This is a genomic window from Streptomyces sp. NBC_00464, from assembly GCF_036013915.1.
In the GTDB taxonomy this organism is placed as follows: Bacteria; Actinomycetota; Actinomycetes; order Streptomycetales; family Streptomycetaceae; genus Streptomyces.
This window is the reverse complement of the sequence record NZ_CP107899.1, coordinates 1,219,453-1,241,973: the sequence shown is the minus strand read 5'-3', so window position 1 is coordinate 1,241,973 and position 22,521 is coordinate 1,219,453. Positions and strand designations below refer to the sequence as shown.

The 22,521-nt window shown below is 72.3% G+C and carries 21 protein-coding genes; 10 read left to right on the top strand and 11 right to left on the bottom strand.

Annotation, left to right across the window (positions count from 1 at the left end; translation table 11 throughout):
• Window positions 1-5: 5 nt before the first annotated feature.
• On the bottom strand, window positions 6-452 hold the full coding sequence (locus OG912_RS05295; protein ID WP_327708403.1) for an ATP-binding protein: 447 nt from the start codon (window positions 450-452) through the stop codon (window positions 6-8).
• A gap of 243 nt (window positions 453-695) precedes the next feature.
• Between OG912_RS05295 and OG912_RS05290 the strand changes: the two genes are divergently transcribed.
• Both OG912_RS05290 and OG912_RS05285 read left to right on the top strand, forming a co-directional pair.
• On the top strand, window positions 696-1,523 hold the full coding sequence (locus OG912_RS05290; RefSeq protein WP_327708402.1) for an enoyl-CoA hydratase family protein: 828 nt from the start codon (window positions 696-698) through the stop codon (window positions 1,521-1,523).
• Window positions 1,508-3,829 (top strand): bifunctional salicylyl-CoA 5-hydroxylase/oxidoreductase, encoded by a 2,322-nt coding sequence (locus OG912_RS05285; protein ID WP_327708401.1) that lies wholly within the window; start codon window positions 1,508-1,510, stop codon window positions 3,827-3,829. Before OG912_RS05290 ends, OG912_RS05285 begins: the two co-directional genes overlap by 16 nt.
• On the opposite strand, the gene OG912_RS05280 is transcribed toward OG912_RS05285, so the two are convergent.
• Genes OG912_RS05280 through OG912_RS05265 form a run of 4 tightly spaced genes read right to left on the bottom strand, consistent with a single transcriptional unit; the run spans window position 3,816 to window position 7,577 of the window.
• Window positions 3,816-4,244 (bottom strand): hypothetical protein, encoded by a 429-nt coding sequence (locus tag OG912_RS05280; RefSeq protein ID WP_327708400.1) that lies wholly within the window; start codon window positions 4,242-4,244, stop codon window positions 3,816-3,818. The two genes, OG912_RS05285 and OG912_RS05280, sit on opposite strands and share 14 nt — an antisense overlap.
• Window positions 4,237-5,076: a GNAT family N-acetyltransferase gene (locus tag OG912_RS05275; RefSeq protein ID WP_327708399.1), complete on the bottom strand. Its 840-nt coding sequence runs from the start codon at window positions 5,074-5,076 to the stop codon at window positions 4,237-4,239. The genes OG912_RS05280 and OG912_RS05275 overlap by 8 nt, the downstream gene beginning before the upstream one ends.
• Window positions 5,077-5,119: 43 nt before the next feature.
• Entirely contained in the window at window positions 5,120-5,935 is an 816-nt protein-coding gene (locus OG912_RS05270; protein WP_327708398.1) for a PaaX family transcriptional regulator, read from the bottom strand.
• A 4-nt stretch (window positions 5,936-5,939) separates the two neighbouring features.
• Window positions 5,940-7,577, bottom strand: coding sequence for an AMP-binding protein (locus OG912_RS05265; protein ID WP_327708397.1), 1,638 nt, complete (start codon window positions 7,575-7,577; stop codon window positions 5,940-5,942).
• 123 nt (window positions 7,578-7,700) lie between these two features.
• Here OG912_RS05265 and OG912_RS05260 point away from each other — a divergent pair, with 123 nt between their 5' ends.
• On the top strand, window positions 7,701-8,828 hold the full coding sequence (locus OG912_RS05260; protein ID WP_327708396.1) for an acyl-CoA dehydrogenase family protein: 1,128 nt from the start codon (window positions 7,701-7,703) through the stop codon (window positions 8,826-8,828).
• Window positions 8,825-9,226 carry a RidA family protein gene (locus tag OG912_RS05255; protein WP_326739414.1) on the top strand — a complete coding sequence of 134 codons (402 nt, stop codon included), beginning with the start codon at window positions 8,825-8,827 and terminating at the stop codon, window positions 9,224-9,226. The genes OG912_RS05260 and OG912_RS05255 overlap by 4 nt, the downstream gene beginning before the upstream one ends.
• Window positions 9,227-9,285: 59 nt before the next feature.
• On the opposite strand, the gene OG912_RS05250 is transcribed toward OG912_RS05255, so the two are convergent.
• Genes OG912_RS05250 through OG912_RS05230 form a run of 5 tightly spaced genes read right to left on the bottom strand, consistent with a single transcriptional unit; the run spans window position 9,286 to window position 14,766 of the window.
• Window positions 9,286-10,419: an FAD-dependent monooxygenase gene (locus OG912_RS05250; protein WP_327708395.1), complete on the bottom strand. Its 1,134-nt coding sequence runs from the start codon at window positions 10,417-10,419 to the stop codon at window positions 9,286-9,288.
• Window positions 10,420-10,469: 50 nt separating this feature from the next.
• Window positions 10,470-11,039 (bottom strand): GTP-binding protein, encoded by a 570-nt coding sequence (locus OG912_RS05245; RefSeq protein ID WP_326739416.1) that lies wholly within the window; start codon window positions 11,037-11,039, stop codon window positions 10,470-10,472.
• A gap of 6 nt (window positions 11,040-11,045) precedes the next feature.
• Window positions 11,046-11,471: a DUF742 domain-containing protein gene (locus OG912_RS05240; protein ID WP_443060944.1), complete on the bottom strand. Its 426-nt coding sequence runs from the start codon at window positions 11,469-11,471 to the stop codon at window positions 11,046-11,048.
• Window positions 11,468-11,905 (bottom strand): roadblock/LC7 domain-containing protein, encoded by a 438-nt coding sequence (locus tag OG912_RS05235; protein ID WP_327708394.1) that lies wholly within the window; start codon window positions 11,903-11,905, stop codon window positions 11,468-11,470. The genes OG912_RS05240 and OG912_RS05235 overlap by 4 nt, the downstream gene beginning before the upstream one ends.
• A complete protein-coding gene (locus OG912_RS05230; protein WP_327708393.1) occupies window positions 11,902-14,766 on the bottom strand; it encodes a nitrate- and nitrite sensing domain-containing protein in 2,865 nt (954 codons plus the stop codon). The genes OG912_RS05235 and OG912_RS05230 overlap by 4 nt, the downstream gene beginning before the upstream one ends.
• Before the next feature lie 602 nt (window positions 14,767-15,368).
• Between OG912_RS05230 and OG912_RS05225 the strand changes: the two genes are divergently transcribed.
• Genes OG912_RS05225 through mnhG form a run of 6 tightly spaced genes read left to right on the top strand, consistent with a single transcriptional unit; the run spans window position 15,369 to window position 21,888 of the window.
• Window positions 15,369-18,287: a Na+/H+ antiporter subunit A gene (locus OG912_RS05225; protein WP_327708392.1), complete on the top strand. Its 2,919-nt coding sequence runs from the start codon at window positions 15,369-15,371 to the stop codon at window positions 18,285-18,287.
• Complete coding sequence (locus tag OG912_RS05220; protein ID WP_327708391.1) at window positions 18,284-18,913, top strand: Na(+)/H(+) antiporter subunit C; 630 nt, start codon at window positions 18,284-18,286, stop codon at window positions 18,911-18,913. The genes OG912_RS05225 and OG912_RS05220 overlap by 4 nt, the downstream gene beginning before the upstream one ends.
• Window positions 18,910-20,565 carry a Na+/H+ antiporter subunit D gene (locus tag OG912_RS05215; protein WP_327708390.1) on the top strand — a complete coding sequence of 552 codons (1,656 nt, stop codon included), beginning with the start codon at window positions 18,910-18,912 and terminating at the stop codon, window positions 20,563-20,565. The genes OG912_RS05220 and OG912_RS05215 overlap by 4 nt, the downstream gene beginning before the upstream one ends.
• A gap of 5 nt (window positions 20,566-20,570) precedes the next feature.
• Window positions 20,571-21,206 (top strand): Na+/H+ antiporter subunit E, encoded by a 636-nt coding sequence (locus tag OG912_RS05210; RefSeq protein WP_443060943.1) that lies wholly within the window; start codon window positions 20,571-20,573, stop codon window positions 21,204-21,206.
• On the top strand, window positions 21,203-21,538 hold the full coding sequence (locus OG912_RS05205) for a monovalent cation/H+ antiporter complex subunit F (protein WP_327708388.1): 336 nt from the start codon (window positions 21,203-21,205) through the stop codon (window positions 21,536-21,538). The genes OG912_RS05210 and OG912_RS05205 overlap by 4 nt, the downstream gene beginning before the upstream one ends.
• Entirely contained in the window at window positions 21,535-21,888 is a 354-nt protein-coding gene (gene mnhG, locus OG912_RS05200; protein ID WP_326739424.1) for a monovalent cation/H(+) antiporter subunit G, read from the top strand. The genes OG912_RS05205 and mnhG overlap by 4 nt, the downstream gene beginning before the upstream one ends.
• Before the next feature lie 5 nt (window positions 21,889-21,893).
• Here the strand turns inward: mnhG and OG912_RS05195 are convergent, their stop codons facing one another.
• On the bottom strand, window positions 21,894-22,394 hold the full coding sequence (locus OG912_RS05195; protein ID WP_327708387.1) for a DUF6069 family protein: 501 nt from the start codon (window positions 22,392-22,394) through the stop codon (window positions 21,894-21,896).
• Window positions 22,395-22,521 lie beyond the last annotated feature (127 nt).

The following is a 22,521-nucleotide window of genomic DNA, read 5'->3' as shown; positions in this document are numbered from 1 at the left end:
GCCGGTCAGGGCCTCGGACGGGTGCAGGACGGCAGGGTGAACCACACCGCCTTGCCGCGCTCCGTCGTGCGGTGACCGCAGGACGAGCTGAGGGTCCGGATCAGCAGCAGCCCCCGGCCGTGCTCCTGCCATGGATCGGGCGCCCAGTCGGGGTCCGGGCGGGAGAGATCGCCCGGCGGGGCCGGATCGCCGTCGTGCACCTCCACCTGGCAGCCGGTCGGCAGCAGCTCCACCACCAGCTCGACGGGCTCGTCGCCCGGGGTGTGCTCCACGGCGTTGGCGACCAGCTCCGCGGTCAGCAGTTCGGCGGTGTCGCTGTCGGCGGGGGCGTCGGAGTCCGAGTCGATGGATGCCAGCACCGAGCGGATCAGCGCGCGGGCGATCGGCACGGCGGCCGCGGAGTGCGGCAGCGTGATGCGCCAGACGGCGGGTGCGGGGGCATCGGACGGCACGGCAGGGCTTCCGTTCGGGAGAGCGTGAACAGTCCTGGGCTCAAGGGTTCCGGAGCTCAAAACTTCTTGGTTTCAACCATACGAATCCCCATGACACGGGCAAGGGCCTGCCGACCGGTACGAAGGGGACGTTCGTCACTACGAATTCACGCTCCGCCTATCGCGCACTCGTGACGGAAGTCACGTATGAGTGATAAATTCGGGGTCAGGCAGCAGCCCGACGGCCGAAGGGGACCACCCTCGATGAGTCCGTTTCCCAGCTCCGCGTCCCCTACGGAGCACTGGCGCCATCTACGGGTCACGACGCAGGACGGCGTCGCCACCGTCACCCTCGCCCGGCCCGAGAAGCTGAACGCGCTGACCTTCGGCGCCTACGCGGATCTGCGCGACCTCCTGGCCGAGCTGGCGCGCGAGCGGTCCGTGCGAGCCCTGGTGCTGGCCGGGGAGGGGCGCGGCTTCTGCTCGGGCGGCGATGTGGACGAGATCATCGGCGCCACCCTCGCGATGGACACCGCCCAGCTGCTGGACTTCAACCGGATGACGGGACAGGTGGTACGGGCCCTGCGGGAATGCCCGTTCCCCGTCGTCGCGGCCGTGCACGGGGTCGCCGCCGGAGCGGGCGCCGTGCTCGCGCTGGCCGCCGACTTCCGGGTCGCCGACCCCTCGGCGAAGTTCGCCTTCCTCTTCACCCGCGTCGGGCTCTCCGGCGGTGACATGGGCGCGGCCTACCTGCTGCCCAGGGTCGTCGGTCTCGGCCACGCCACCCGCCTCCTGATGCTGGGCGACCCCGTCCGCGCACCCGAGGCCGAACGGATCGGGCTGATCAGCGAACTGGCCGAGGAGGGCGGCGCCGACGAGCGGGCCGCGGCACTCGCCCGCCGCCTCGCGGACGGACCCGCGCTCGCCCTCGCCCAGACCAAGGCGCTGCTCACCGCCGAGCTCGACATGCCGATGGCCGCCGCCGTGGAGATGGACGCCGCCACCCAGGCCCTGCTGATGCACGGCGAGGACTACGCCGAGTTCCACGCCGCCTTCACCGAGAAACGGCCTCCGAAATGGCAGGGCCGGTGAGCCGGGTGGCACCCGTCGGCGGGGAGGCGAACACACTCCGCCGCATCGCCGTCATCGGCGGCGGACCCGGCGGGCTCTACGCCGCGGCACTGCTCAAGCGGCTCGGCCCGGAGCGCGAGATCACCCTCTGGGAGCGCAACGCCCCCGACGACACCTTCGGCTTCGGTGTCGTCCTCTCCGACGAGACCCTCGGCGGCATCGAGCACGCCGACCCCGCCGTCCACGCCGCACTCCAGCGCGAGTTCGTCCGCTGGGACGACATCGACATCGTCCACCGCGGCCACACCCAGACCTCCGGCGGCCACGGCTTCGCCGCACTCGGTCGCCGCCGGCTCCTGGAGATCCTGCACGAACGCTGCGCCGGACTGGGGGTGAGCCTCCGCTTCCGCGAGGAGGCGCCCCCGGCCGCCGAACTCGCCGCCTCCTACGATCTGGTGATCGCGGCCGACGGCGTGCACAGCCCCACCCGGGACGCGCACGCGGAGAGCTTCGAGCCCCGCCTCACCGCCCACCGCTGCCGCTACATCTGGCTCGCCGCAGACTTCGCCCTGGACGCCTTCCGCTTCGAGACCGCCGAGACGGCGTACGGCGTGATGCAGCTGCACGCCTACCCCTTCTCACCCGGTGCCTCGACCGTCATCGTCGAGATGCGCGAAGAGGTCTGGCGCGCGGCCGGATTCGACATCTGCGACCCCGCCGAGTCGACCCGGCACTGCGCCAAGATCTTCGCCGACGCCCTCGGCCACCGCCCGCTGCGCTCCAACAACTCCTCCTGGCTCACCTTCCGTACGGTCGTCAACAAGCGCTGGTCGCACGCGAACACGGTCCTCATCGGTGACGCCGCCCACACCGCGCACTTCTCCATCGGCTCCGGCACGAAACTCGCCGTCGAGGACGCCCTCGCCCTCGCCGCCTGCATCGAGGAACAGCCCGTCCTGGCCGACGCCCTCGCCGCGTACGAGAGCGAGCGCCGCCCCGTCGTCGAATCGACGCAGCGCGCCGCCGCGGCCAGCCTGCGCTGGTTCGAGGAGCTGGGTACGTACGTCGACCAGCCGCCCCGTCAGTTCGCCTTCAACCTCCTCACCCGCAGCCGCCGCGTCACCCACGACAACCTGCGGCTGCGCGACGCCTCGTTCACCGCGGCCGTCGAGGACGAGTTCGGCTGCGCACCCGGCACCCCGCCGATGTTCACCCCGCTGCGGCTGCGCGGCCTGGAACTGCGCAACCGGGTGATCGTCTCGCCCATGGACATGTACTCCGCCACCGAGGGCGTCCCGGGCGACTTCCACCTCGTCCACCTCGGGGCGCGCGCTCTCGGAGGAGCCGGGCTGGTCATGACGGAAATGGTGTGCGTGAGCCCCGAGGGCCGGATCACCCCCGGCTGCACCGGCCTCTACACCGACGAACAGTCCGCCGCCTGGACCAGGATCACCGACTTCGTGCACGCCGGATCGCCCGGCACCGCGATCGGGGTCCAGCTGGGCCACTCAGGCCGCAAGGGCTCCACCAAGCTCATGTGGGACGGCATCGACCAGCCGCTCGACGACGGCAACTGGCCCCTCACCGCCGCCTCCCCGCTCCCGTACGCTCCCGGCGTCAACCAGATCCCGCACGCACTGGACCGCGCCGGCCTGGACACCGTCAGGGAGCAGTTCGCGTCCGCCGCCGAGCGGGCCGACACCTGCGGATTCGACCTCCTCGAACTCCACTGCGCCCACGGCTACCTGCTCTCCGGATTCCTCTCCCCGCTCACCAACCACCGCACCGACGCCTACGGCGGCACCCTGGCGAACCGGCTCCGCTTCCCGCTGGAAGTCTTCGACGCGGTCCGTGAACGGTGGCCCGACGACCGGCCGATGACCGTCCGGATCTCCGCGACGGACTGGGCCGAGGGCGGCACGACGGGCGAGGACGCCGTCGAGATCGCCCGCGCGTTCGTCGCGCACGGCGCCGACGCCATCGACGTCTCCACCGGCCAGGTCGTCCCGGACGAGCGGCCCGAGTACGGGCGCTCGTACCAGACCCCGTACGCCGACCGGATCCGCAACACCCTCTGCGTGCCCGTCATCGCGGTCGGCGCCATCTCCTCCTGGGACGACGTCAACTCCCTGCTCCTCGCGGGCCGCGCCGACCTCTGCGCCCTGGCCCGCCCACATCTGTACGACCCGCACTGGACGCTCCACGCGGCGGCCGACCAGGGCTACACCGGACCGGGCGCGCCCTGGCCCCTCCCGTACCGCGCGGGCAGCCGCACCCCGCCGACGGGCCGCACGGACGCACCGAAGCCGCGGCTCACGCTGGGCTGAGCGGCAGGCACGCGTGGCAGAGGCAGGGATCGGGGTGCGGGGCGGCGTGATGGGCGTGCCGCTCGTGACATGCGACCCGCTCCAGCAGTGCGGCCAGCTCCTCGGCCTCCTCACGGGTCCGCGGCCGGGTGCCGCACCGCTTCAGAACCGCCGGGCTGTAGACCAACTGGGCTTTGAACGTGTGCAGATGGCGGGTTCCTGTGTCGATGGCGATCCACCGCCCGGTGTGCCGGCCGTGGCCCACCGCGGTCAGCTGCTCGTTCCCCGTCCCGGGGTAGGTGTCGACGACGTAGACCTTCGCCCCGCCCCGGAACGCCTTGGTGCCGGGCCGGAGTTCCTGCCCGAGATCTCCGTACCGCCGCCACAGGACGACGTTGGCCGCGACCAGCCAGAGCGGCTCGGTCCTGTCATCCATCGTTCTCCCGCGCGCTGACCACCAGCCGGTCCGAGACGGCCCGGTAGCCGATGCGCGTGTACACGCCGTTGCTCGTCGGGTTGGCGAGATCGGCGAAGAGCAGCACCTCGTCCGCACCCGCCGCCCGGGCCGCGCCGCTGACCTCGGCGGTCACCGCCGCCGCGTACCCCCGGCCGCGGTATTCCGGCGGCGTGTACACCGGAGCGACGCGGGCGGTGCCGGCGATCTGCAGTGAGATGCCCGCCATCGACACGGGGACGCCCTCGTGCTCCCAGAGCGTCAGCCGGCCTTCCGCCGTCCGTTCGTCGACAGCCCGCCCCTGCCGTTCGCTTTGAGCGGCGTTCGGCCCACCGATGTCGAAGGCGAACGCGGCGAACCAGCGCAGCAGCAGCTCCCGGTCCGCAGGGGTCGCGGCCCTCGCCCGGCCGCCGGGAGCGGGTGACGGCGGGACCAGCTCGCCCAGCCGGTACAGCCGCTCCTCCTCGTCGACACGGTGCCCCGGCCAGTGGGCCGCCACCGCCAGTGCCGTGGCCCGGTCCGCGTTGACGTGGGTGAGCGGCCGGGCGGCCATCAAGGGGCCCACCGCCTCCGGGGCGAGCGCGTTCAACGAGGCGGGGTAGGGCGGCGTCTGGAGCATGGTGCCCGCCACCTCGCCGTCGGCACCGCGCCACCAGCCCAGCACCGGATCGTGATCGCCGAAGGCGTGCGGACCGTGGCGGCGCAGGGCCGCGGTGACGGTCAGCATGACCGTGCTCTCGGCAGGACGGGCAGCCAGCGACGCGCCGGCCGCATCGAGGAAGGTGTCGACGTCATCCGTGAAGGTCCAGGTCATGCAGAGGCATTCTGCCGGGAGGGTCGCCGACGGCGGTATCGAATTATCCGACGACGAACTCCGCCCCCGCATCCCGCAGCCGCTCGTGCAGCAGCCCGAACACCTCCGCCGATCTGCCGCCCGGCCAGTTCGCCGGCAGCAGCTCGTTGGGCAGCCCCGGATCCCCGTACGGCACCTGCCGCCAGGAGTCCAGCGCCATCAGGTAGTCCCGGTACGCCGTCTCCGGCACCGGCGGCTCGTCCGGGCGCGCCTCCCAGGACCGCAGCACCGGCTCGTGCCGCTCCAGGAAACCGTCGTGCAGCCGGGCCACGGCGTCCAGATCCCACCAGCGCGCCACCGACTGCCCGGTGGCCGCGAAGCCGAGGTGGTCACCGCGGAACAGCTCCACGTACGGGGCGAGTCCGAGGCGCTCCAAGGTGTGCCGCGTCTCCTCGTACAGCGCGGCCGGTGCGATCCACACGCCGGGTGCGGCCGTGCCGAAGCCGAGCCCGGACAGCCGTGAGCGCAGCAGGTGCCGCTTGTGGCGTTCGGCCTCCGGCACGGAGAACACGGCGAGCACCCAGCCGTCCTCGACGCGCGGGTCCGGGTGCCGGTAGATCCGCCGGTCCCCGTCGTCGAGCAGCTGGCGGGCGTCGGCCGAGAGCGCGTACCCGGCCGCCCCGCCCGGCGTCCGGGCCGCGACCAGCAGTCCGCGCCGCTTCAGCCGGGAGACGGAGGACCGTACCGCAGGGGCCTCCACACCGACGGCTCCGAGCAGCCGGACGAGTTCCGCCACCGGCATCGGGGCGTCGCCCGGGGTGCGGCCGTACGCACCGTAGAGGGTGACGATCAGCGAGCGGGGGGTGTGCGGTTCGATCATGTGATCATTCTCGGTCCGGCAGGCCGGAGTCCGCACCGGGTTCGTCCGAGCGAAGGCGGAAGCGTTGCAGTTTGCCGGTCGCGGTACGGGGGAGTGCGGGCAGGAACGTGATGAGGCGGGGGCATTTGTGCGGGGCCAGTTCGGACCGCATGAAGGCACGCAGGGCGTCGGCCGACAGGGCGGAGCCCTCGCGCCGCACCACGAACGCCGCCACGATCCGGCCGCGCAGCTCGTCCTCCCGGCCCACCACCGCGGCCTCCGCCACCTCGGGGTGGCGCAGCAGGGCGTCCTCCACCTCGGGGCCGGCGATGTTGTACCCGGAGGAGATGATCATGTCGTCGGCGCGGGCCACGTAGCGGAAGTAGCCGTCGGCGTCGCGTACATAGGTGTCGCCGGTGAGGTTCCAGCCGTGCCGCACGTACTCCCGCTGCCGTTCGTCGGCGAGATAGCGGCAGCCGACCGGGCCGCGCACGGCGAGCAGTCCCGGCTTGCCGTCCGGCACGGGTTCGCCTTCGGCGTCCACCACCCGGGCCTGCCAGCCGGGGACCGGGACACCGGTGGTGCCGGGGCGGATCGCCTCGTCCGCGGCGGAGACGAAGATGTGCAGCAGCTCGGTGGCGCCGATGCCGTTGATGATGCGCAGACCGGTCCGCTCGTACCAGGAGTGCCAGGTCGCGACGGGCAGGTTCTCGCCCGCCGAGACGCATCGGCGCAGCGCGGAGAGGTCGTGGCCGTCCAGCTGGTCCAGCATCACCCGGTAGGCGGTCGGGGCGGTGAACAGCACCGAGACCCGGTGCGCGGCCAGGGCGGGCAGCAGCTGCTTGGGGCCCGCCTGCTCCAGCAGCAGCGCCGAGGCGCCCGCCCGCAGGGGGAAGACGACCAGACCGCCGAGCCCGAAGGTGAATCCGAGCGGCGGGCTGCCGGCGAACACGTCGTCGGGCTCAGGCCGCAGGACGTGCCGCGAGAAGGTGTCCGCGATCGCCAGCACATCGCGGTGCAGATGCATACAGCCCTTGGGGCGGCCGGTGGTTCCCGAGGTGAACGCGATCAGCGCCACGTCGTCCGCCGCGGTGTCCACGGCCCGGTACGGGTCCGGCCGGCCGTCGGTCAGCCGCAGCAGGTCGTCGGGTGCGTCACCCCCGTACGCCGTGATCCGCAGCCCCGGCACCTCTGCCTTCACGAGGTCGTCGACCGACCGGACGTCGCACAGCGCATGGCTGATCCGGGCGATCGAGCAGATCGTGGCGAGTTCGGCGGCCCGCTGCTGGGCCAGTACGGTGACGGCGATCGCGCCGGCCTTCAGCACCGCCAGCCAGCAGGCCGCGAGCGTGGGCGTGGTGGGCCCGCGCAGCAGCACCCGGTTTCCGGGCACCACTCCCAGGTCCGAGGTGAGGACATGGGCGATCCGGTCGACCAGGTCGCGCAACTCCCCGTAGCTCAGCACCCCGCCGTCGGGCGTACGGAAGGCCGGCCGGTCCGGTCCGAGGCGCTCGGCCGTGCGGTCCAGGAGCTCGGCGGCGCAGTTGAGTCGGTCCGGATAGTGCAGCTCGGGCAGGTCGAAGACCAGTTCCGGCCACTGGTCGGCGGGTGGCAGATGTTCCCTGGCGAAGCTGTCGATGTGCGCTGAGGTATTCGGGTCCATGAAGGATCGCCCCCTTGTCGCCCTTGGAGCGTATCGTTTGGGTGACGGTAGTCAACGGTCCGCGATAAACGGAGCCGGCCCGAAGGGGACGGCACCGGGACTTTCGACAGGAGAGGCGCCGGTATGACGGCATTCTCGCTCGATCCGGCACAGACCGCCTGGTGCGAGGAGCTGCGCACCCTGGCCGGCGAGCGGCTGCGCCCGCTCGCCGAGAAGGGCGAGCCGGGGCACGTCAACCGCCCCCTGGTCGCCGCGCTCGGCGAGCTCGGCCTGCTGGACCGGCTGCTTGGATCCGGCGCGCTCGACCTGTGCCTGCTGCGCGAATCACTGGCCCGCGGCTGCACGGAGGCCGAGACCGCCCTCGCGCTCCAGGGCCTCGGGACGTACCCGATCGTGCAGGCGGGCACCCCCGCCCACCGCGAGCGCTGGCTCCCCGAGGTCCGCGCGGGCCGGGCCGTCGCCGCCTTCGCGCTCAGCGAGCCGGGGGCGGGGTCGGACGCGGCGGCCCTGGCCCTGGAAGCCGTGCCCGCGCCCGACGGCTGGCGGCTGACCGGTGAGAAATGCTGGATCTCCAACGCCCCGGAGGCGGACTTCTACACCGTCTTCGCCCGTACGACACACGGCGCCGGAGCGCGCGGAGTCACCGCCTTCCTGGTCCCCGCCGACCGACCCGGGCTGACCGGCACCGCGCTGGACATGCTCTCCCCGCACCCGATCGGCGCCCTGCGCTTCGACGCGGTCCCGGTCACCCCCGACGACGTGCTCGGCGAACCGGACCGGGGCTTCCGGGTCGCCATGAACACCCTCAACCTCTTCCGGCCCAGCGTCGGCGCCTTCGCCATCGGCATGGCCCGCGCCGCGCTCGACGCCACCGTGGAGCACACCGCCACCCGCACCGCGTTCGGCGGACCGCTGAGCGACCTCCAGGCCGTCTCCCACCAGGTCGCGGAGATGGCCACCCGCACCGAGGCCGCCCGGCTCCTGGTGTACGCGGCCGCCGCGGCGTACGACGCGGGCGAGCCAGGGGTGCCGCGCCGGGCCGCGATGGCGAAGCTGTACGCCACCGAGACCGCGCAGTACGTCGTGGACACCGCCGTGCAACTGCACGGCGCCCGCGCCCTGCGCCGCGGCCATCTGCTCGAACACCTCTACCGAGAGGTCCGCGCCCCCCGCATCTACGAGGGCGCCAGCGAGGTCCAGCGCACCATCATCGCCAAGGAGCTGTACGCGACCCGGGAGCCGTCCGCATGAGTCCGATCCACCGGATCAACCCCGCCGAACTCTCACCGCCCACCGGCTTCTCGCACGCGGTCACCGCCACCGGGAGCCAACTGGTCTTCCTCGCCGGGCAGACCGCCCTGGACCAGCGGGGCGACATCACCGGGAGCACCCTCCCCGAGCAGTTCACCACCGCGCTCACCAACCTCCTCAGCGCCCTGCGCGCGGCCGGCGGCGCCCCCGCGGACCTGGCCCGGGTCACGGTCTACGCCACCGATGTCGCCGACTACCGGGCGAACGCCGCCGAACTGGGCCGCATCTGGCGGCGGCTGGCCGGCCGCGACTACCCGGCGATGGCGGTCATCGGGGCAGCACGGCTCTGGGACGAACAGGCACTGGTCGAGATCGACGGGGTGGCGGTCCTGCCCTGACAGCGCGAACGCCCCGTCCCGGCCCGGGAATCCGGGCCGGGACGGGGCGTCCGGGGCGATCAGTACGGCTGCACCAGCACGTGCGCCGCACCCGGGATGCCGACCTTCAGCAGCTCGTCCTCCTCGGGCGTCGTCTCCCCGCCCGTCTCCTGCTTGAGCACGGCGTGCGACAGGGCCTGCACCCACATCGCGCGGGGGCGGCGGCGCGCCTCCCAGGCGTCGAGTGCGGCCGCGACGTCCGCCTCGGCGTCCAGCGCCTCGGCGAGCACCAGCGCGTCCTCCACGGCCATCGCCGCACCCTGCGCGAGGTGCGGGGTGCTCGCGTGCGCGGCGTCACCGGCCAGGACCACCCGGCCGACGTGCCACGGCTCCTCGACGGTCACCTGGGAGATCCGCGAGTACACCACCGCTTCCGGTCCGGTGACCGCGGCGAGCGCCTCGGCGACCGGGCCGGTGAACATCGGCAGCCGCTCCTTGAGCTGCTCGTGCGCCTTCTCCGCGTCGGGCCGGAAGTCCTCGGACTCGGCGAACACTGCGCCCAGGTACATCAGCTCGTCCGTGATCGGGGTGAGCAGCGCCTTGGCGGCCTGGCCCGCGGTGCTCATCACGACGCCCCGGACCTGCTCCTGACGGGGCACGGTGACCCGCCAGTTGGCGAAGCCGGTGTACTGGGGGGCGTAGCGGTCGCCGTACAGCCGGGTGCGCAGCGGCGAGCCGATGCCGTCGAAGCCGACGACCAGGTCCCAGCGCGCGGCGGAACCGTCGGACAGGGTGACGTCCACGCCCTCGCCGTCATCGGTGAGCTCCGAGATGGTGGCGCCGAAGCGGATCGTCGCCCCGGCCGCCGTGGCCGCGGCGCCGAGCACCTGGGCGAGCGCGGGGCGCGGGATGCCGTTGTTGGAGGGCGCGTCGCCCATCCGGGGCTGCGGTATGGCCGCCAGGGTGTTGCCGGCCGGGTCGGCGATGGTCAGGACCTCCCACTCGAAGCCCGCCTTGAGGCAGTCGTCGAGGACCCCGATCTCCCGCATGACGTGCAGGGCGTTGGACGGCTGGATGATGCCGACGCCCAGGGCGTCCAGCTCGTTGCGGAGTTCGGCGACCTCGACCGTGTGGCCGCGCCGGGCCAGGGCGGTGGCGAGCGTCAGCCCGCCGATTCCGCCGCCGTGGATCAGGACGCGCAGAGGTGTTGCCATATCGGATCTCTCCAGTACGAGAAGAAGTGCGAGGTTTCGGGGGAGGGGGATCAGCCGGCCGCGACGGGCAGGCTCATCAGGTGGTCCACGAGGGCCAGCAGCACGTCACGGCCGAAGGGCCGCTCGCGTACGTCGCCGACCAGCAGGGGGACATGCGGATCGAGGTCGAGAGCAGCCCTGATCTCGTCCAGGGTGCGGGTGTTGTGGCCGTGGAAGCAGTTGATCGCCACGACGAACGGGATGTCCCGGCTCTCGAAGAAGTCGATCGAGGCGAAGCTGGTCTCCAGCCGCCGGGTGTCGGCGATCACGACGCCGCCGAGGGCTCCGTTGACCAGGTCGTTCCACATGAACCAGAAGCGCTCCTGGCCCGGGGTGCCGAACAGGTAGACGACGAGCTCGGGACTGACCGTGATCCGGCCGAAGTCCAGGGCCACGGTGGTCGTGTCCTTCTGCCCGACACCGGCCAGGTCGTCGACGCCGATGCTCGCCTTGGTCAGGAACTCCTCGGTGCGCAGGGGCGCGACCTCACTGACGGCGCCCACGAGGGTGGTCTTGCCGACGCCGAAGCCGCCGGCGATCAGGATCTTTACTGCGGCGGGGGCCGCCTGACTGATGGTCATCTTGGCTCAGAGTCTCCCGAGTCCGTCACGAAGGGCGGCCAGCATTCCCATGTCGGCACCGCCGGCCGCCCGGGCCACCGAAAGGGGCGCACGGGCGAGCAGCAGGCCCTGGGCGACCAGGTCCGCCAGCAGGATCTTGGTCACCGTGACCGGGAGGTTGAGGTCCGCGGAGACCTCGGCGACAGCGGCGGGGCGCCGGCACCGGTCCAGGATCATCCGGTGCTCCGGCTGGAGCCTGCCCGGATGGACCGCCGCGCCGTGTCCGTCCCGCGGGTCGCTCGCGGTGGTCAGCACGGTGATGAGGCTGAAGTCGTCCCGCTCGGGTGCGGTCCGGCCGCGGGTGATGGTGTACGGGCGCACCATCGTGCCCGCCCCGTCCTCCGCGTCCGCCCAGCCCTCATCGGTCTCCTCGTCCTCCCAGGGCGGGGTCACGCGCGCAGCCCGTCCCCGCCGCCGAAGGCGTGGAAGTCGTTCCGCACGGGGGTGGTGAGCTTCTGGCCGACCTGCTGGACGAGGTTGTGCATGGCGAGCGACATGATCTCGGCGTCCACCTCCTGGGAGGCGACGACGGCCAGGTGCGTGCCCTGGGCGGCCGAGATGATGAAGAGCCACAGATCCGACAGCTCGACGATCACCTGATGCACGCCGCCGCCGTTGAAGAGCTGGCCCACACCGCGGGCCAGGCTCTGCTGGCCGGTGCAGATGGCGGCCAGCCGCTCGGCGTCGGACCGCTCGACGGTGCGCGAGTGGCTCACGACCAGGCCGTCGTCGGAGAGCAGCACGGCGTTCAGGGTCTCGGCCACCGAGTCCACCAGACCGTCGAGCAGCCAGTCGAGGTCCTGGTGAGTGGCGGTTGTGCGTGTCATGACCGTTCTTCTCTCGTGGGGAGGGGTGCGGGAGGGGTGGGCTGCGTCGGCGGCTCGTCGGTCGCGCGGGCGGCGCGGGACCGACGCTGGAAGGCTCCGATGGCGGCACCGGCGCGGCGGGGGGCCGGCCGGGGCACCGGGTTATCGGCCCGGCCCGGCGGCTGGGGCGCGGCAGGTCCGGAGGCCGGGGTGATCCGCAGCTCGTCCGCGAGGCTGGCCTGTCGCACCCGGCGCGGCAACGGGGGTTCCGCGGCGGGTGCTGCCGGCAGCGCGGGCCGCCCCGGCCCGCTCTCCCGGCCGGTCGTGCCCGCAGCCGGGGGAGCCGGATGGTCGGGCTCGGCCACGGGCAGCTGCCCGGGGTGTCCCGAAGCCGGTTCCGGCTGCCGGGGCCCGGGGACCGGGAAGCCGGTCCGGTCGGTGACGCCCGCCGTGTACGTCCCCGGGTACGGCTGGTGCGGAGTCATGTACGGCTCCTCGGGCGTCTGGTAGGGCTGGTGCGGTACCGGGTACTGGCCCTCGGCCTTCATGTACGGCTGCTCGGCACCGGCGTACGGGTCCTGGGGGGAGCCGCCGTACGCGGCGTCGTTCTGGTTGCCGTACGCGTTCCGGTTCGCGCCGCCGTACGGGGACAGGGGTGCGGTGAGGTCGTACGTACTCCCCGTCGTGCTGCCGGCGTAGGGGGTGTACGGAGTCCCCGGGTCACCGAACGGGTCTTCGGCGGGGGCCGGCTGCGGCTGCTCCTCCCGGTCGGGGAAGGGCTCGTCCGCCACCGTGTAGGGCGCACCGGTGGTCTCGAACGGTGCGTTCGCGGCGTGCAGTGCCGTGACTCCGGCGAGCGCCTGACCGCGGCCCCGGCTGGGAAGCGCGTCGGCGTCGTGGGTCGGGGCGGGTGCCGGGGCCGGTTCGGCGCTCATGTCCTCGGGGGACGGCACGGCCACCGGACCGGAGTGCGGACCGGGGACGGTGAGCGCGTCGGGGACGAGAAGGACGACCCGGGTGCCGCCGAAGGCCGACTGGCGGAACTCCACCCGCAGGCCGTGCTGGTCGGCGAGGCGCGCGATCACGTACAGACCCAGCCGGATGTCGTCGGCGTGCGCGAGCACGTCCATCCGGGGCGGCCTGCTCATCAGCTCGTTGGCCTCGGCCAGCTGGTCCTCGTCCATGCCGAGCCCGCGGTCCTCGACCTCGATGGCCAGGCCCCGGCTGACCCGGGCCGCCCTGACCTCGACGGGGCTGGGCGGCTTGGAGAACGTGAGCGCGTTCTCGATCAGTTCCGCCAGCACGTGGGAGACCGGGCCGACAGCCCGCTCCGAGAGCCATGGGGCGCCGTCCAGATCCATCACCACGCGCCGGTAGTCCTGCACTTCACCCTGGGCGGAGCGCATGACGTCCAGCAGTGGTACGGGCTTGCGCCAGCGGCGGTGCGGGGAGCCGCCCGCGAGGATCACGAGGTTCTCCTCGTAACGCCGGAGGCGGGCGGTGAGGTGGTCGAGGTCGAAGAGGCCGTCCAGCACCTCGGGGTCCTCGTGCTTGCGCTCCAGCTCGTCCAGCTTCTTCAGCTGCTGGCCGATCAACTGCTGGGTACGGCGCGCGATGCGCTGCAGCAGCCGCTCGAATCCGCGGTGCTGGTCGGCCTGTTTGACGGCCGCCTGAATGGCGCTGGTGCGTGCCAGGTCGAGCGCGTCACCGAGCTGGGTCAGCTCGTCGGCCTTGCCGCCGGCCTTGCGGTCGTGCCCGATGGCACGGGCCTCGGCCTCGGCATCGATGCGTTCGCCCTTGCCGAGCCGCTCGACGACGTCGGGCAGCGACTTCTCCAGCTCCTCGGCCCGCTCCTGCAGCCTGCCGATCCGGCGGCGCAGATTGCGGGTGAGGCGCCAGGTGATCCAGATGACCGCGACGACGGCGAGGAGGCCGACGACCGTGGTGATCACGACTCGGATCAGCAGGGAGATGACACTGTCCTTGCCGCTCGCGACGACGACGTCGGTGCGGTGCTCCATCAGCTTCACCAGCTGGGGCGTGAGCTCGTCCATCGCGCCGCGCCAGGTCTTCTCCTCGGCGCCGAGGCGGACGTAGCCGGAGCTGTCCGGGGCGGCGGGCCGCAGCACCTGGGTCTCCACCTGGGTCTTGGTCTTCCAGGCCGAACTGCCGGAGATCTCCTCCCACATGGCCTTCTCGTCCGCCGGAAGGAAGGGGACGACCTTGGTGGTGTACTGGAAGGACTGGCCGGAAACAGCCTGCCGGACCTGCTGGAGGTCCTCCGTGCTCAGCTTGCCCTCGGGCCAGCCACGGGCCAGCAGCGCGTCCGAGCGCGAGATCATCTCCTTGGCCCAGAACAGGTCGACCAGCGGCTGCGAGATCGTGGTGATCTGGCCGTTGTCCACATGGCTGAGCGCGGTGAAGAGCTTCAGGTCGACGGCGATCAGGTCCGTGTAGTAGCGGTACACGGCCTTCTGCTGGTCCTTGTCGCCCTCGTCGACGAGGGTGCGCTGTGCCGGGAGTTGGGTGATCGCCGTACGTGCCTGGACGACCGCGTCCCGGACTTCGCCCGGGGCGTCGTCGGTGGCGATGTCGGAGAGGGACTGGAAGCCGGTGATCGCTTCGTCGGTGAGCTTGCGCTGCTTGCGCAGTGCCTCGGTGACACCTCCGTGCCTGGCCAGAGCTTCGGCGCTGAGCCGTCGCTCCTCCTGCAGGTTGTAGTAAACGATGTTGGACGGCTGGCCGGCCTTCTGGGCCAACTGCCCCTGGGCTGCCTGCCTCTGGAAGTCGAGCAGAGTCTGACCACTGGTGACGGCCCAGAGGGCGGCCAGTGCTACACCGGGGACGATGGCCAAGACGAGCAGGGCCGTCCGCAGCGACATTGTGGTCGAGTCGCTCCGCCGTGACGCGCGCGTGCGCAGGGCATGCTCCTTGACGTGATGCCAGCCTCGCGACTGGCCAAATCCGTTGGAAACTTCGACAGATAGATATTAGTCACACTGCAAAAATGAAAAGGAAGCGGGCTCACATGTGCAACACCGATCACCCACGGAATCACCATCAACGCGCGGAGCTGTCCGGAAAGTGACGTTACGACGACGCGGCCGAGGGGTGGTCGCGTCGGCCCGGAGTGCCGCCCGAGCCCGTACGGAGCGCTGGTGACGGCGCGTCACCCTTGACCGTTCCGCGTGCGGCCGCCCGTGTGTGACCGTCCGTATGCCGCCGAGTGTGTTCCGGCCGGGGCCGCCGACCGGGGCTGATCCCAGTGCGCCGCAGTGGGCGCGGCGCGCCGTACGGGTGAAGCGAGGCTGGGGATATATCTGTATTTAGTGCCCATTGCCTGTTCTGTTACTCCTTGCGCCGTACTCCCCGGTGCCGCGACCCGTCGTACGGCGCCCGCCCCTGCCGCACCGGCCGGTGCGGCACGGACGGCCGGGCCCCGGACCCCCTCCCGGGACGGGCGCGGGGCACTCGGCGGGGCCGTATGACCGCGCTCGTCATCCTCCACTTCGTCCTCGCCGCGTGCGCGCGCCCGCTGGTGCGGCGCCTCGGCGCACGCGCCTTCGTGGTCCTCGCGCTGCCCCCGGCCGCCACCACCTGCTGGGCGCTCGCCCAGTGGGACACGGCGGCCTCCGGCGCCTCGGTCACCTGGTCGTGGACCTGGATCCCCGCGTACGACGTCTCCGTCGCCCTGCGCCTGGACGCACTCGCCGAACTCATGGTGCTGCTCGCAGCGGGCGTCGGCACGCTCGTCCTGCTCTACTGCGCCTCCTACTTCACCGACGACACCCCGCAACTGGCGGGATTCGCCGGGAACCTGCTCGCCTTCGCCGGTGCCATGCTCGCCCTCGTCCTCGCCGACGACCTGATCTCGCTCTATGTGTTCTGGGAGCTGACCACGGTCTTCTCCTACCTGCTGATCGGATTCGACAGCGAACAGCGGCACAGCCGCCGCTCCGCCCTCCAGGCGCTCACCGTCACCACGCTCGGCGGACTCGCCATGCTGGTCGGCTTTCTGATCATCGGCCAGGCATCGGGCACCTACCGCATCTCCGCGATCCTCGCCGACCCGCCCGGCGCGAGCCTCGCCGTCTCCGTGGCCGTGGTGCTGATCCTGTGCGGGGCCCTGTCGAAATCGGCGATCTGGCCGTTCAGCCTCTGGCTCCCGAACGCCATGGCCGCGCCCACCCCCGTCAGCGCCTATCTGCACGCCGCGGCCATGGTCAAGGCCGGCGTCTATCTCGTCGCCCGGCTCGCCCCGGGCTTCGCCGACGTACCCGTCTGGCGGCCCGTCGTGATGATCCTCGGCGCCGCGACGATGCTGCTCGGCGGCTGGCGGGCCCTGCGGCTCCACGACCTGAAGCTCGTCCTCGCCTACGGCACCGTCAGCCAGCTCGGCTTTCTCACCCTGCTCGCCGGCGTCGGCAACCGCGACGCGGCGCTGGCCGCAGGCGTCATGATCCTCGGTCACGCCCTGTTCAAGGCGCCGCTGTTCCTCGTCACCGGCATCGTCGACCATGCGGCCGGAACCCGGGACCTGCGCAGGCTCTCCGGCGTGGGGCGGTCGCTGCCGTACGTGTGCGCCGTCGCCGTGACCGCCGCCGCCTCCATGGCCGCACTGCCCCCGCTGCTCGGCTTCGCCGCGAAGGAGGCCGCCTTCGACGCGCTGATGCACGGCGACACGGCCGACCGCTGGGCGCTCGGCATCACCGTGGCGGGCTCGATGCTGACCGTCGCGTACACCGTCCGGTTCGTCTGGGGTGCCTTCTGGCGCAAGCCCGGTGTCGCCGACACCCCGGTCCACCGGGTCGGCTGGGCCTTCCTCGCCCCGCCCGCCCTGCTCGCGGCCTGCGGACTGGTGCTGGGCCCCGGCGTCGGGTGGACCGACCGGCTGCTGAGTGCGTACGCGGACGCCTTCCCCGCCTCCGCCCACCCCTACCACCTCGCGCTCTGGCACGGCTGGGGCACCGCCCTGCTGCTGTCGGCCGTCGCCACGGTGGGCGGTGCGGTGCTCTTTGCCGCGCGCGGCACCGTCACCCGCCTCTCCCGGCGGATCGCCTGGCCGACCGCGGACAGCGTCTTCGGGCATCTGCTGCTCGGCCTCGAACGGCTCTCCCTCCAGATCACCGGCTTCGTCCAGCGCGGCTCGCTGTCCGTCTACCTCGCCACCACGCTGCTCGTGATGCTCGCCGGCCAGCTCGCCGTGCTCGGCGTCGACCGGCCCTGGCGCGGCGCCCAGGCGCCGCGGCTCTGGGACGTACCGCTCCAGGGCGCCGTCGCGGTGCTGACCTGCGCGGCGGCGCTCTTCTGCCTGACCGTCAGGCGGCGCATGAAGGCCGTGGTGCTGGCCGGACTCACCGGATACGGGACCGCGCTGCTCTTCGTCGTCCAGGGCGCACCGGACCTGGCGCTCACGCAGTTCTGCGTGGAGACCGTGTCGATGATCGTGTTCGTGCTGGTGCTGCGGCGGATGCCGGTGCACTTCCAGGAGTCGGTGAGCACCTGGCGGCGGGCCGTCCGCATCCCGGTGGCGCTGGCCGCGGCGGCCACCCTGAGCGTGGTGGTGTGGGTCGCGGCGGCCGCGCGCACCGCGGAGCCGGCGGGCGCCGCCATGGTCGAGGAGACCGCGCACCACGGCCTCAAGGACGTGGTGGCCACGATCCTGGTGGACCTGCGGGCCTGGGACACGATGGGGGAGTCCGCCGTCCTGGCCGCCGCGGCGATCGGCGTGACGAGCCTGATCTATCTGCACCGCCGGGCCGAGGGAGCGGCAGCACCGCCCGAGGTGCAGGGAAGCACTGCCTGGTCGGTCACCACCACCCCGTTGACGGGACTGCCGCAGGGCGACGAAGGGGCACCGGAGCGCAGCTGGCTCGCGGCCGGCGCCACACTCGCCCCCGAGCACCGCTCCGTCGTCTTCGAGGTGGTGGCCCGGCTGCTGTTCCACCCGATCCTGGTGCTCTCGGTGTATCTGCTGTTCTGCGCCGAGAACATGCCGGGCGGCGGATTCGTCGCCGGGCTGGTCGCCGGGGTCGCACTGATCACCCGCTACCTGGCGGGCGGCCGCTTCGAACTCGCCGAGGCAGCGCCCCTGCAGCCAGGACTCTTCACCGGCCTCGGCCTGTTCCTGTCCACCGGAGTGGCCCTGCTCGGCCTCGCGGACGGCACGGTCCTGCACGCCTGGACCCACCACGGACACCTCCCGCTGATCGGCGACTACCACTTCGGCACGCCGGTGATCTTCGACTGCGGGGTCTATCTGCTGGTCCTGGGCGTGGTGCTGGACATCGTGCGGGCCCTGGGCGCCAAGATCGACCGCCAGATCGAGCGGGCGGCCGCCGAACAGGCGGCGGCCGGGCACGCGGCCGGCCCCGCCCCCGAAACGGGAGGCGCCACCCCATGACCGTCAGCGCCTCGCTCCTCGCCACCGCCGCGGTCCTGTGCGCGGTCGGCGGCATCCTCATGCTCACCCGGCCCCTCACCCGGATCCTGCTGGGGGCGGTCATCGCGGGCAACGGGATCAACCTGCTCGTCCTGTCCGCCACCGGATCGGCCGGCCGCGCACCCCTCCTCTACGGCGTCGACCTGAGCCGGGTCACCGACCCGCTGCCCCAGGCCATCGCCCTCACCGCGATCGTCATCACCCTCGCCACCACCGCGTTCCTCCTGGCCATGGCCTACCGCAGCCACCAGCTGACCGGCACGGACGAGGTCCACGACGATCAGGAGGACCGGCGCATCGTGCTGCGCGCCGAGGTGCTGGGGGAGCGCAACGAACTGCGCGACCAGTACCGCGCCGAGTCCGACCGCACGGCCGAGGCCCGCCGCCGCTACCGCGAGGAGCGCCACCGCCTGCGGGCCAGGCTGCGCGCCGACCGCGCCCTCCAGGCCCGCGGCCGGGACGCGAGCGGGGACCTGTGGCACGACGTCCTGGGCGCGGACCCGGAGGACTACGCGGCCCAACGGACCGCCCAGGGGCCCGGGACCCCCGCCACCCCCGACGACGCGAACCGAGGAGACACCGGGTGAACGCACTCGTCCCGCTGCCGGTGCTGCTGCCGCTCTGCGCCACCGGCCTGAGCCTCGCCTTCGGCACCCGGCTCAAACAGTTCCAGCGCTTCATCAGCGTCGCCGTGCTCACCGCCGTACTGGGCCTCTCCGCCGCCCTGATGATCGGCGCCGACACGAACGGCCCGCTCACCGTGCACCTCGGCGACTTCGCCCCGCCGCTCGGCATCACCCTGGTCGCCGACCGGCTCTCCGGACTGATGCTGACCGTCTCCTCGGCCGTCACCCTCTGCGTCCTCGTCTACTCCCTGGGCCAGGGCATGGCCGACCGGGACGAGGAGACCCCGGTCGCCGTCTTCCACCCCGCCTACCTGATCCTGGTCGCCGGGGTCTCCTGCACCTTCCTCGCCGGCGACCTGGTCAACCTGTACGTCGGCTTCGAGATCATGCTGGTCGCCAGCTTCGTCCTGCTCACGCTCGGCGGAACCGGCCCCCGGATCCGGGCGGGCTCCACCTACGTGATCATCTCCCTCTTCTCCTCGATGCTCTTCCTCACCGCCATCGCCATGACGTACGCGGCCACCGGCACCGCCAACTTCGCCCAGCTGGCCGGCCGCCTCGCCCAACTCCCGCTGGGCGTCCAGACCTTGATCCAGGCGATGCTGCTGACCGTCTTCGCCATCAAGGCCGCCGTCTTCCCCCTCGCCGCCTGGCTCCCCGACTCCTACCCGACCGCGCCCGCCCCCGTCACCGCGGTCTTCGCCGGACTGCTCACCAAGGTCGGCGTCTACTGCATGCTGCGCACCGAGACCCTGCTCTTCCCCGGCAACCGGCTCGGCGACCTGCTGATGGCCGCGGCACTCGCCTCGATGGTCGTCGGCATCCTGGGCGCCGTCGCACAGACCGACCTGAAGCGGCTGCTCTCCTTCACCCTCATCAGCCACATCGGCTACATGGTCTTCGGGATCGGCCTCGCCACCAGACAGGCGTACGGCGGCGCCATTGTCTACGTCGTCCACCACATCACCGTCCAGACCACGCTGTTCCTGGTGGCCGGACTGATCGAACGCCGGGGCGGCACCACCGAGCTGACCCGGCTCGGCGGCATCGCCAAGGCCGCCCCGCTGCTGGCCGTCCTCTTCTTCGTACCCGCGATGAACCTGGCCGGCATTCCGCCGCTCTCCGGCTTCATCGGCAAGCTCGGACTCATGCGGGCCGGTGTCGCCGACGGCAGCGTCTGGGCCTGGATCCTCGTCATCGGGTCCACGGCGACCAGCCTGCTCACGCTGTACGTGATGGCCAAGGTCTGGAACCTCGCGTTCTGGCGGGCCGCACCGCCCGGCCAGGCCGCCGACGGCACGGTCCTGGAGTCGGACGACGACAGCGGCGACGACGACAGCGACGAGGGCCCCGACCGGATGCCCGGCACCGGCGACGAAGGGGTACGCCCCCGCTACGAGCCGGCCGGGCGCGCGGTCGCGGCCACCCTCCACGGCCATGCCGTCACCACCACGACCAAGCTGCCGCATCTGATGACCTGGGCCACCGCGGCCACGGTCGCGCTCGGCCTCGCCTTCACCGTGTTCGCCGGGCCGCTCACCTCGTACACCGACCGCTCGGCCGCCGAACTCATCGCGCGGGTCCCCTACATCGAGGCGGTGCTCGGCCGGTGAAACGCATGATCACGTTCCCCAACCGGAACAAGAACCTGCCCCCGTTCAGCTGCGAGTTCGGCAGCCGGCGGCCGCGGGTGCTCGAACTCCCGCTGATCGCCTGGCTCACCGTCATCTGGGTGCTGCTCTGGTCCAGCCTGAACTGGGCCAACGTGCTGACCGGCGTCGTGGTCGCGGTGGCCGTCTGTCTGGCCTTTCCCCTGCCGCCGGTCGATCTGGGGCTGCGGCTGCACCCCTGGGGCATCCTGCGGCTGGTCACGTATCTGCTCTACGACATGTACACCTCCGGCGTGCGGGTCACCCGGCAGATCTTCGCGGACCACCCGCACCGGGCCGCCGTCATCGCCGTACCGCTGCGCTGCCGCTCGGACCTGATGCTCACCGCGACGGCCGTCGCGGTGTCGAACGTGCCGGGCGGATCGGTCGTCGAGGTGCGACGCGCCACCGCCACCGTCTTCGTGCACGTCCTCGACGCGGACCGGCCCGCCGCGCTGGTCGCGGCCCGGCGCTCCGTCTGGCGCATGGAGGAGCTGACCGTCCGGGCCTTCGGCACCCGCGACGAGATCGACCGCGTCGCCGGACCGCCCCCGTCGCCGCCGCACACCGGCGAGCGGCCGGAAGACGGGGAGGAGGGCGCATGAGCGGGCCGGAGACCGTCGACCGGGTACTGCTGACCGCGGCCGTCGTCCTGATCGTCCTCGCCGGAGCGGGGCTGCTGTTCCGCATCTGGCGCGGTCCCTCGATGCTGGACCGGGCGATCTCGCTGGATGTCTGCGCGGCGCTCATCATCGCCGGGCTCGGCGCCAAGTCCGCCCTCGCGCGGGACCCGTTCTACTTCCCGATCATGCTGGTGCTGGCCTTCCTCGGCTTCACCGGATCGGTCGGCATCGCGCGCTTCATCGCGGTACGCGACCGGCCGCCGGCCCACCCGCACACGGACGGCGACCGGCGGACCGACAAGGAGGCACCATGAGTCTCTGGCTCCAGATCGTCGACACGGCCGGCGCGGTCCTGCTGCTGATCGGCGCGGCGATCTGCCTGCTCGGAGTGATCGGCATGCTGCGGCTGCCCGACGTCCTGTCCCGCAGCCACGCAGCGACCAAACCGCAGTCCCTCGGCATGCTGCTGGTGCTGGCCGGGGTCGCGCTGCGGCTGCGCAGCGGCATGGACCTTGCGACGCTGGCGCTGATCGGCTTCTTCCAGCTGATGACCGGCCCGGTGGCCGCGCACCTGGTCGCCCGATCCGCGTACCGCACGGGCCAGATCGACCACGGCGAGCTGCTCTTCGACGAACTCGACGAGCAGCTCACCGAGGAGAGCTGAGCCCTTCAGTACTCCCGGCGCATCGCGCTGCGGCCGGCGGCGGACAGCAGGGAGCCGATCGCGATGCCGATGACGAGGTACAGCGCGGCCGAACCGATCTTGGCGTCCAGCGCGGCGGACGTGGTGAAGGGCAGCAGCACCATGACGGCGGTGGCGAGGGTGACGATCCAGACGAAGAACGTGCCCGGCTGCGGCGTCGCCAGAATCAGGACGTGCAGCAGGCCGGTGGCCACCAGGGCGGCGAGGGTCGCCCCCATGGCCAGCACACCCGTCGACGCGTCACCCATCGCCCCGTCACCCTCAGGCGCGAACACGGGAACGCCCAGCACTCCGCGGATCAGCAACAGCCCGACCACGGCGGTGAGCGCGGCCACGACGGCGGTCATGGCACCGCCCGCCCACAGCCGCCCGGCGTCCACGCGGGGGGCCTGGGGCCGGGGCTGATGCTGGGGCGGTACGTATCCGGTCTGCTGCGCCTGCCACTCGTAACCGTCCTGTGGGTCCATGACAGACCTCTCCCCTCGATCGACCGAATCCCGATCGTCGAACGGCCGCCGGGGAACGGCGACCGGCGTGGCCCGAACGGGTGATGCGGGCGGGGCCCCGGGCGGCGGGGGAGTTCCTGGTGTGGTG

Coding starts and splice junctions, on each gene's coding strand:
- OG912_RS05245 (WP_326739416.1), bottom strand. CDS start 11,039: ATGACCATCAGTCAGGCGGCCCCCGCCGCAGTAAAGATCCTGATCGCC.
- OG912_RS05265 (WP_327708397.1), bottom strand. CDS start 7,577: ATGGACCCGAATACCTCAGCGCACATCGACAGCTTCGCCAGGGAACAT.
- OG912_RS05280 (WP_327708400.1), bottom strand. CDS start 4,244: ATGGATGACAGGACCGAGCCGCTCTGGCTGGTCGCGGCCAACGTCGTC.
- OG912_RS05230 (WP_327708393.1), bottom strand. CDS start 14,766: ATGTCGCTGCGGACGGCCCTGCTCGTCTTGGCCATCGTCCCCGGTGTA.
- OG912_RS05255 (WP_326739414.1), top strand. CDS start 8,825: ATGAGTCCGATCCACCGGATCAACCCCGCCGAACTCTCACCGCCCACC.
- OG912_RS05260 (WP_327708396.1), top strand. CDS start 7,701: ATGACGGCATTCTCGCTCGATCCGGCACAGACCGCCTGGTGCGAGGAG.
- OG912_RS05250 (WP_327708395.1), bottom strand. CDS start 10,419: ATGGCAACACCTCTGCGCGTCCTGATCCACGGCGGCGGAATCGGCGGG.
- OG912_RS05235 (WP_327708394.1), bottom strand. CDS start 11,905: ATGACACGCACAACCGCCACTCACCAGGACCTCGACTGGCTGCTCGAC.
- OG912_RS05290 (WP_327708402.1), top strand. CDS start 696: ATGAGTCCGTTTCCCAGCTCCGCGTCCCCTACGGAGCACTGGCGCCAT.
- OG912_RS05205 (WP_327708388.1), top strand. CDS start 21,203: ATGAGCGGGCCGGAGACCGTCGACCGGGTACTGCTGACCGCGGCCGTC.
- OG912_RS05285 (WP_327708401.1), top strand. CDS start 1,508: ATGGCAGGGCCGGTGAGCCGGGTGGCACCCGTCGGCGGGGAGGCGAAC.
- OG912_RS05275 (WP_327708399.1), bottom strand. CDS start 5,076: ATGACCTGGACCTTCACGGATGACGTCGACACCTTCCTCGATGCGGCC.
- OG912_RS05270 (WP_327708398.1), bottom strand. CDS start 5,935: ATGATCGAACCGCACACCCCCCGCTCGCTGATCGTCACCCTCTACGGT.
- mnhG (WP_326739424.1), top strand. CDS start 21,535: ATGAGTCTCTGGCTCCAGATCGTCGACACGGCCGGCGCGGTCCTGCTG.
- OG912_RS05210 (WP_443060943.1), top strand. CDS start 20,571: ATGATCACGTTCCCCAACCGGAACAAGAACCTGCCCCCGTTCAGCTGC.
- OG912_RS05225 (WP_327708392.1), top strand. CDS start 15,369: ATGACCGCGCTCGTCATCCTCCACTTCGTCCTCGCCGCGTGCGCGCGC.
- OG912_RS05195 (WP_327708387.1), bottom strand. CDS start 22,394: ATGGACCCACAGGACGGTTACGAGTGGCAGGCGCAGCAGACCGGATAC.
- OG912_RS05220 (WP_327708391.1), top strand. CDS start 18,284: ATGACCGTCAGCGCCTCGCTCCTCGCCACCGCCGCGGTCCTGTGCGCG.